Origin of the sequence: Flavobacterium sp. C3NV (assembly GCF_046825355.2) — a bacterium.
Lineage (GTDB): Bacteria > Bacteroidota > Bacteroidia > Flavobacteriales > Flavobacteriaceae > Flavobacterium.
Genome location: NZ_JBKQBJ020000022.1, coordinates 82,989 through 91,051 on the forward strand (window position 1 = coordinate 82,989; position 8,063 = coordinate 91,051).

The 8,063-nt window shown below is 36.8% G+C and carries 5 protein-coding genes; 3 read left to right on the plus strand and 2 right to left on the minus strand.

Annotation, left to right across the window (positions count from 1 at the left end; all coding sequences use genetic code 11):
- Nucleotides 1-40 precede the first annotated feature (40 nt).
- Nucleotides 41-739 (minus strand): LytR/AlgR family response regulator transcription factor, encoded by a 699-nt coding sequence (locus tag ACIDC4_RS23235; RefSeq protein WP_412043529.1) that lies wholly within the window; start codon nucleotides 737-739, stop codon nucleotides 41-43.
- On the minus strand, nucleotides 736-1,776 hold the full coding sequence (locus ACIDC4_RS23240; protein ID WP_412043528.1) for a sensor histidine kinase: 1,041 nt from the start codon (nucleotides 1,774-1,776) through the stop codon (nucleotides 736-738). The genes ACIDC4_RS23235 and ACIDC4_RS23240 overlap by 4 nt, the downstream gene beginning before the upstream one ends.
- A gap of 165 nt (nucleotides 1,777-1,941) precedes the next feature.
- On the opposite strand from ACIDC4_RS23240, the gene ACIDC4_RS23245 reads away from it, so the two are divergent.
- From ACIDC4_RS23245 to ACIDC4_RS23255, 3 genes are read left to right on the plus strand one after another with little or no spacing between them, the layout of a single operon-like run.
- Entirely contained in the window at nucleotides 1,942-3,327 is a 1,386-nt protein-coding gene (locus ACIDC4_RS23245; RefSeq protein ID WP_412043527.1) for a TolC family protein, read from the plus strand.
- Between the two features lie 10 nt (nucleotides 3,328-3,337).
- Nucleotides 3,338-6,622: an efflux RND transporter permease subunit gene (locus tag ACIDC4_RS23250; protein WP_412043526.1), complete on the plus strand. Its 3,285-nt coding sequence runs from the start codon at nucleotides 3,338-3,340 to the stop codon at nucleotides 6,620-6,622.
- On the plus strand, nucleotides 6,612-7,700 hold the full coding sequence (locus ACIDC4_RS23255; protein WP_412043525.1) for an efflux RND transporter periplasmic adaptor subunit: 1,089 nt from the start codon (nucleotides 6,612-6,614) through the stop codon (nucleotides 7,698-7,700). The genes ACIDC4_RS23250 and ACIDC4_RS23255 overlap by 11 nt, the downstream gene beginning before the upstream one ends.
- Nucleotides 7,701-8,063 lie beyond the last annotated feature (363 nt).

The following is an 8,063-nucleotide window of genomic DNA, read 5'->3' on the forward strand; positions in this document are numbered from 1 at the left end:
ATTTTGAAATAGTTGAATTAGTAAGCACTTATTTCGGGTTTTATTTTTTTAACCTATCAGATAATTCTCTTTTATAGGTAATCCCAACGGGTAATTTTTCGTTTTTTATCACAACAAAATCTTTGTCTGTTGCTTCAATTTTATCCAGCGCTACAATATATGATTTATGAATGCGCATGAAATTTTTCTCCGGTAAACATTTCTCTAATTCACTGGTTGTAATTGATGCCAGATAAGTTCTTTTGGTCGTATATAATTTCACATAATTACCAAAACTCTGCGCAAACAAAAGCTGGTCTAATTCGATATCCATCAAATAACCATCGACTTTTACACTAACAGAATTTACGACTGTTTCTTCTGTTTTGGGTTTTACACTTTCGGTAGCAAAAAAACGATCAATTGCTTTTAAAAACCTTGGAAAATAAATAGGTTTCAAAAGGTAATCAATCACACCGTAATCATAACTTTCGAGAGCAAATTCAGAGTAGGCCGTTGTTAGAATTGTTTTAGGATGTGTTGGAAGAATCTTCAACAATTCCATTCCTGATATTTCAGGCATATTTATATCCAAAAACATCAAATCTACGGAATTTTCACGAAGATAATCCATTGCTTCGATACCATTATAACCCTGAAAAACCAACTCTAATTGCGGATTTTGCTTGATGTAATTCGCCAACACATAATGCGCTGCCGGCTCATCATCTACAATTATACATTTTTTGGATTCTCTCATTCTACAAACTTTTTCAATTGTACTTTAAAATCTACAATATAAGTGTTCTTATCGTCCTGAATATCCAGTTTGTAATTTTTTCCGTAAATCAAATTCAAACGTTCTATCGTGTTTTTTAAACCAATTTTGGTAGAAACCACATCTGTTTTTTTGGTAGGAATTGAATTGACAACATGAAGATGTAATTGTCCTTCTTCGACAGTTATAAAAATTCTTACGTAACATTTTTCAATCGCACATGTTCCGTGTTTAAAGGCATTTTCGATAAAAGCAATCAAGAGCATCGGCGAAATCTTATACGCATTTTCATTATCAATTTTAAAATCATATGTTATTTCGCATCGATATCCAACACGTTCTTTTTCGAGCTGTACATAACTGTTTATAAACTCCAGTTCATCCTCGAGAGAAACACATTTTTTGCTATTGCTTTCTAACTGATAACGCATTAACTGCGATACTTTCATGATCAAATCCGGAGTTCTTTCGGGAAATTCAAGACTAATTCCGTAAAGCGTATTAAAGGTATTGAACAAAAAGTGAGGATTTAGTTGTCCTTTCAGCGAGTTCAATTGCATTTCATTAAACAATAAGGTTTCATTCGTTTTTTTTCTGTGAATTCTATAGAATTTAAACACAATAATTGGGCTTAAAATACAAACCAAAGTTCCTAAAACACTTGCCAGTTGATACGCATAACTCCGTTGATGTGAGTTTTGATACAAATGACAATTGCTAAACATATCCAGCATAGTGACCTCGTATAAAACGACCGAAAAGACAAAGACGCCAAAAAGAGTTAAAATGATATAAGTTATAGGGCGTTGGGTTTTGAATAAGATGGGCAAAAGAAAGAAACGATTGAATTGTGCGTGCATGTATAAAACCAAGTAGAAAAAAACGCCCATTAATATGGAAGTAAACGAACTAAATAACATCCAGTCATTTTTTAACGTGTAAATCGTAAATGAAAAGGCAACAACGGCAACTTCCTGCCACCATTTGTTATCCAATATGTTATCAAATTTTTTATTCATTTTTAATACTTAAATAGTCTACAAAGTACGAACAAAAATTTAATTTATTTTTCCAAAAAATGACGAATTCAATTGGTCATTTATTATCGCAGTACATCATTTAAGATGACATATATCAGCTTAAGTCAAATAATTTTGTTCTATCAATTTCATACCACTAATTTTATGTACTTCAGAAAAATTACTTTATTAGTTTTCTTGATTTTTGCTTGTGGTAGTTATGCACAAACCTTGTCTTTAAAAGAAGCCATTAAAACAGGTTTAGAAAACTACGGTTCCATCAAAGCAAAAAGCAATTACACCAATGCTTCACGCGAGACGCTCAAACAATCCAAGCGTGATTATCTGCCCAATCTTAATTTATCGGCACAACAGGATTACGGAACAATCAACGGGCAAAACGGTGCTTTGTACGGTTTTAATGGTTTAGGAACAGCTTCTTCCGGACCTGCATTGCCGGACCAAAACTGGAACTCGGCTTTTGGTGCTTTGTATCTGGTCAACATGAACTGGGATTTTTTCACGTTCGGAAAAATTCAGGAAAAAATCAATTTGGCTAAAATCGATGTTCAGGCCAAGGAAAAAGATTTGAAACAAGAAGAATTTCAACAGGAAATTAAAATTGCTGCTGCTTATTTGAATCTGCTTGCCAGCCAAAGATTACTGATTTCGCAACAAAAGAATTTAAGCCGTGCCGAAATTTTCAAGAAAACTGCTGTAGCCCGCGTTAAAAACGGATTATTGGCAGGAGTCGATTCTACATTGGCTACAGCCGAAGTTTCGAAAGCAAAGATCTCTTTGAATCTCGCTAAAAACTTCGTCAAGGAACAAAACAATAAATTAGTTGATTTGATGGGCGTTGCACCTCAGGATTTCGCGACAGATACTTTATTTGTAAACGATATCCCGAAAGAGGTTCTTAAAGGAACGGCAACTTCAGACAGTTTGCATCCTTTATTACAATTCTATAAAACGAAAATTGATTACAGCAATCAACAAGTAAAATTATACAAGCGTTTTTATTATCCAACTATGAGTGCGTTTGGTGTTTTGCAAACACGTGCCTCAGGTTTTAATAGCGACTATATTACAGATCAGAATTCATTCAACAGAAATTACTGGGATGGCGTAAATCCGGATCGTACCAATTATTTGGTCGGAATTGGAATTAGCTGGAATCTTACGACTCCGTTTAGAGCAAGTAAACAAGTAAGTGCCCAAAAGTATGTTTCGCAAGGTTTACAGGAAGAATACAACCAGGCCGACAGAGAACTGAAATCACAATTGAAACTAGCCGACGATAAAATACAAATTACTCTTGACAACTTTGCCGAAGCGCCAATTCAGGTCGATGCAGCCAAGAAAGCGTACTTGCAAAAATCGACTTTATACAAAAATGGTTTGACTGATCTTACAGATATTACGCAAACTTTATATACACTAAATCGCGCCGAAATCGACCGTGATATCGTCAACAATAATGTGTGGCAATCGTTTTTGCTTAAAGTAGCAGCGACAGGCAATTTTGACTTATTTATAAATGAATTTTAATTAGATCCTAATGAATTTAATACGTTTTGCACTCCGCAAACCCATCTCCATATTAGTATTGGTTGCGGGTCTATTTTTCTTCGGAATTGGTGCCATACAGGACATTAAGGTAGATATCCTGCCAAAAATGAACTTACCGGTTATCTATATTGCACATCCTTTTGGGGGTTATACGCCAGACCAGATGGAAGCTTATTTTGCTAAGACTTATGTCAACATTTTACCTTTTGCCAATGGTGTAAAATCGGTAGAAACCAAAAATATTCAGGGGTTAATGATCATGAAATTAACCTATTATGAAAACACAAATATGGCGCAGGCTGCTGCCGAATTAAGTTCGCTTTCGAACAGAATCCAGGCGGCATTTCCTCCGGGAACCCAACCTCCGTTTATCATTCGTTTTGATGCTTCTTCTTTGCCAATTGGACAATTGGTTTTGAGCAGTAAAATACGATCCAATAACGAATTACAGGATTTAGCCAACGTTTATGTTCGTGCTTCGTTTACTTCGATTCCGGGTTTATTATCGCCGGCACCCTTTGGCGGAAGCCCAAGAACTATCGAGGTTAACGTAGATCCTGATTTATTGCGTTCGCACAATATGACACCGGATCAGGTGGTTGAAGCTATTCGTATCAACAACCAGACGGCTCCGTCAGGAAACGTGAGAATGGGCGATGTAAACTACATTACACCAACCAATAATACAATTAAAGAAGTTAAGGATTTCGAAAACATTCCGTTGTTTAAAGGAAGCGTTCAAAACTTAAAATTAGGCGATGTTGCCACTGTAAAAGATGGTGCCGATATTACACAAGGTTATGCTTTGGTAAACGGAAAACGTTCGGTTTATATTAGCATTGCAAAGGCTGGAGATGCTTCGACCTGGGATGTGGTTCAGAAATTAAAAGCCGAATTGCCTAAAATTCAAAGTACATTACCCGAAGATGTAAAATTATCATACGAATTTGACCAGTCGGTTTATGTAATCAATTCGGTAAAAAGTTTGATTACAGAAGGAATTATTGGAGCGGTTTTAACCGGATTAATGGTATTGCTTTTCCTTGGTGACAAACGTGCGGCTTTGATTGTAATCTTAACGATTCCTATTTCGATTATCTCAGGGGTTTTATTCCTGAAATTATTTGGGCAAACGATCAACTTAATGTCTTTAAGCGGATTGGCTTTGGCAATTGGAATTTTGGTGGATGAAAGTACCGTAACCATCGAAAATATTCACCAGCATCTCGACATGGGAAAACCCAAGGCGCTCGCTATTTGGGATGCCTGTCAGGAAATTGCTTTGCCTAAATTGTTGATCTTACTTTGTATTCTGGCGGTATTTGCTCCGGCATTTACAATGGTTGGTATTCCGGGAGCGTTGTTCCTGCCTTTGGCTTTAGCAATTGGATTCTCGATGGTAATTTCGTTTTTACTTTCTCAGACTTTTGTGCCTGTAATGGCAAACTGGCTGATGAAAGCACATCCAAAACACGAACATGGACCTAATATCACTGATGATGAAGCAGAGTTTAACGATTGCGGATTAACACCGGAATCTGAAAAAGATCTGATCACGCAGAAAAAAGCAATGGTCTCAAAAGAGGATATCGACAATAATGGAAAGATTGGTGCTTTCGAGCGTTTCAGAATCCGTTTTATGCGAACGCTGGATCGATTGTTTCCTTATAAAAAAGCAACAGCTATAATATATTTGGTTGGAATTACGCTATTGGCGGTTGTCTTTATCAATTTCATTGGAAAAGATGTTTTCCCGAAAGTAAATTCAAGTCAGTTTCAGTTAAGAATGCGTGCTCCCGACGGAACCCGTTTAGAACGTACCGAAGAAAAAGCCATTATTGTTTTGAAAGAATTGCAAAAAATGGTGGGTAAAGAACATATCGGAATCTCGTCTGTATATGTAGGACAACACCCGTCGTTATTCTCGATTAACCCTATTTACTTGTTCATGGCAGGTTCGCATGAAGCAGTATTTCAGGTGAGTTTAAAAGAATATCATACGGATATGGACAACTTTAAGGACGACTTTAGAGCCCGAATTAAAAAAGTGCTTCCGGATGTAAAACTTTCTTTTGAACCAATCGAATTAACGGATAAAGTTTTGAGTCAGGGTTCCCCTACTCCTATCGAAGTTCGTATTGCCGGAAAAGACAAAAAACGAAATGAATTATATGCTACTCAAATTGTAGAAAAACTGAAAAAGATTGCTTATTTCAGAGATGTACAAATTGGTCAGCCTATTCATTATCCAGCTATGAATATTGACATCGACAGAACTCGCGCTGCCGAATTGGGCGTAGATATGAATGATATTTCGAGATCGCTTGTAGCATCGACCTCATCATCAAGATATACAGAGAAAAATACCTGGGTCGACGAAAGAGCCGGATTATCATACAACGTTCAGGTTCAGGTTCCGTTGAATCAAATGAAGAGTAAAACAGATATTGGAGAGATTCCAGTATTAAAAAACTCGCTTCGTCCTGTTTTAAGTGACGTTGCCAAAATTACACCCGGATTTGTAAGTGGTGAAAATGACAATTTAGGGGCTATGCCGTACATTACCGTTACAGCCAACATTAGCCAGACCGATTTAGGTACGGCAGTAAAAGATGTGGATGCGACCATCAGTTCGTTGGGAGAATTACCTAGGGGGTTATTCATTACTCCAATCGGAATGAGTAAAGTACTGGTAGAAACATTAAGCAGTTTACAAGTCGGATTATTGGTTGCCATATTTGTAATCTTCTTAATGTTAGCCGCTAATTTCCAGTCGTTCAAGGTTTCGTTAGTAATTTTAACCACAGTTCCTGCGGTAGTTTTAGGAGCGTTATTAATGCTTACGATTACTGGTTCTACACTAAACTTACAATCGTATATGGGAATCATTATGTCGGTTGGGGTTTCGATCGCGAATGCCGTTTTATTGGTCACGAATGCAGAACAGTTACGTAAAAAGAACGGAAACGCTTTAGAATCGGCTCGTGAAGCTGCGGCTTTAAGGCTTCGTCCTATTATCATGACATCAGTTGCGATGATTGCGGGAATGTTACCAATGGCAATTGGTCATGGCGAAGGTGGCGATCAGGTATCTCCGTTAGGTAGAGCTGTAATTGGCGGATTATTATTTTCGACTTTTGCAGTATTGCTTATCTTGCCATTGATTTTTGCCTGGGCACAAGAAAAAACAACAACACAATCTGTTTCTTTAGATCCTGAAGACGAAGAAAGCATCCATTATATCTCATCATTAAATCCGAAAAATGAAAAATAACATTATACAATCGACCGCATTATTTTTTGTAGCCGTATTTTTTCTAAATAGTTGTAATTCTAAGAAAGAAGAAACCGTTACTGCCGAAATTGAACCTAAAACAGAAACATTTTCTTTAGAGAAAGAAAAGCTAACTACAGAATTGCGTTTGCCAGCCGAATTAACCGGTTTTCAACAAGTAGATTTGTACGCAAAAGTAAGCAGTTTTGTAAAATTGCTAAAAGTGGATATTGGTACCAAAGTAAAAAAAGGACAGCTTTTGATCGTTCTTGAAGCTCCGGAAATCAGTTCTCAACTGGCTGCTGCCGAATCAAGGCTAAAATCGATGGAAGCCATTTATGCTACAACCAAAAGTACTTATAACCGTTTGTACGAAACGAGCAAAGTCGAAGGAACGATTTCTAAAAATGATTTAGAAATGGCCAACGGAAAGAAAAACTCAGATTACGCACAATATCAGGCTGCAGTTGCCGCTCACAAAGAAGTGTCGATTATGAGAGGTTATCTTGAAATTCGTGCTCCTTTTGATGGTGTTGTAGCAGCAAGAAATGTAAATTTAGGAACGTTTGTTGGTCCGGCAGGAAAAGGGTCTGATTTACCTTTATTGACGATTCAGCAACAGGATAAATTGCGTTTGGCAGTTTCTGTTCCTGAGCTTTATACAGGATATTTACACAATGGCGACGAAATGAGTTTTAATGTAAAATCATTACCGGAAACTTTTAAAGCCACCATTACCAGAATGTCAGGAGCGTTAGATTTAAAACTAAGATCTGAAAGAGTCGAAATGGATGTACACAATACTAAGAAAAACTTATTGCCAGGAATGGTTGCTGAAGTGCTTTTACCGCTTAACGCAAAAGACAGTACGTTTGTAGTTCCAAAATCGGCATTGGTGAGTTCTGCTGAAGGTTTGTATGTGATTAAAGTAATCAATCATAAAGCAACGAGAGTTGATGTGAAAAAAGGAAGAGAAATCGACGATAAAATCGAAATATTCGGTGATTTGAACCCGAAAGATAAACTGGTAAAAATTGCCAGCGAAGAAACTAAAGAAGGCGATATCATAAACGAATAACCTGCGTTTAGCTTTCTTATAGTAGTTTACCAAAAACTGTACGCTTAATGCGGCATTTTAAAATCTAATTTTAAAATGTAGATTACAATTTACCTCTTGGGCAGCACTCTGATAAAGTGCTGCCTTTTTTTTATGTTTAATTGTTTCGCAGAGATTCGCAAAGATAGCGCGGAGATTCGTAAAGATAGCGCAGAGATTCGCTGAGTTTTTTAATCTCACAGACGCTAAGGCGCAAAGTTTTGTAATTAACTATTACGCGTATTGTTGTCATCCTATGTTTGTACTATAGAAGGATTAATGTTTTTAGTAAATTTATGTTGAGATTTTTCAACAGAAGAAAGGGAAAGATAAAAACTAAAACTT

Bases quoted from the DNA above. Each gene is read 5' to 3' on its own strand.
- ACIDC4_RS23235 (WP_412043529.1), bottom strand. From the start codon at position 739: ATGAGAGAATCCAAAAAATGTATAATTGTAGATGATGAGCCGGCAGCG.
- ACIDC4_RS23240 (WP_412043528.1), bottom strand. From the start codon at position 1,776: ATGAATAAAAAATTTGATAACATATTGGATAACAAATGGTGGCAGGAA.
- ACIDC4_RS23245 (WP_412043527.1), top strand. From the start codon at position 1,942: ATGTACTTCAGAAAAATTACTTTATTAGTTTTCTTGATTTTTGCTTGT.
- ACIDC4_RS23250 (WP_412043526.1), top strand. From the start codon at position 3,338: ATGAATTTAATACGTTTTGCACTCCGCAAACCCATCTCCATATTAGTA.
- ACIDC4_RS23255 (WP_412043525.1), top strand. From the start codon at position 6,612: ATGAAAAATAACATTATACAATCGACCGCATTATTTTTTGTAGCCGTA.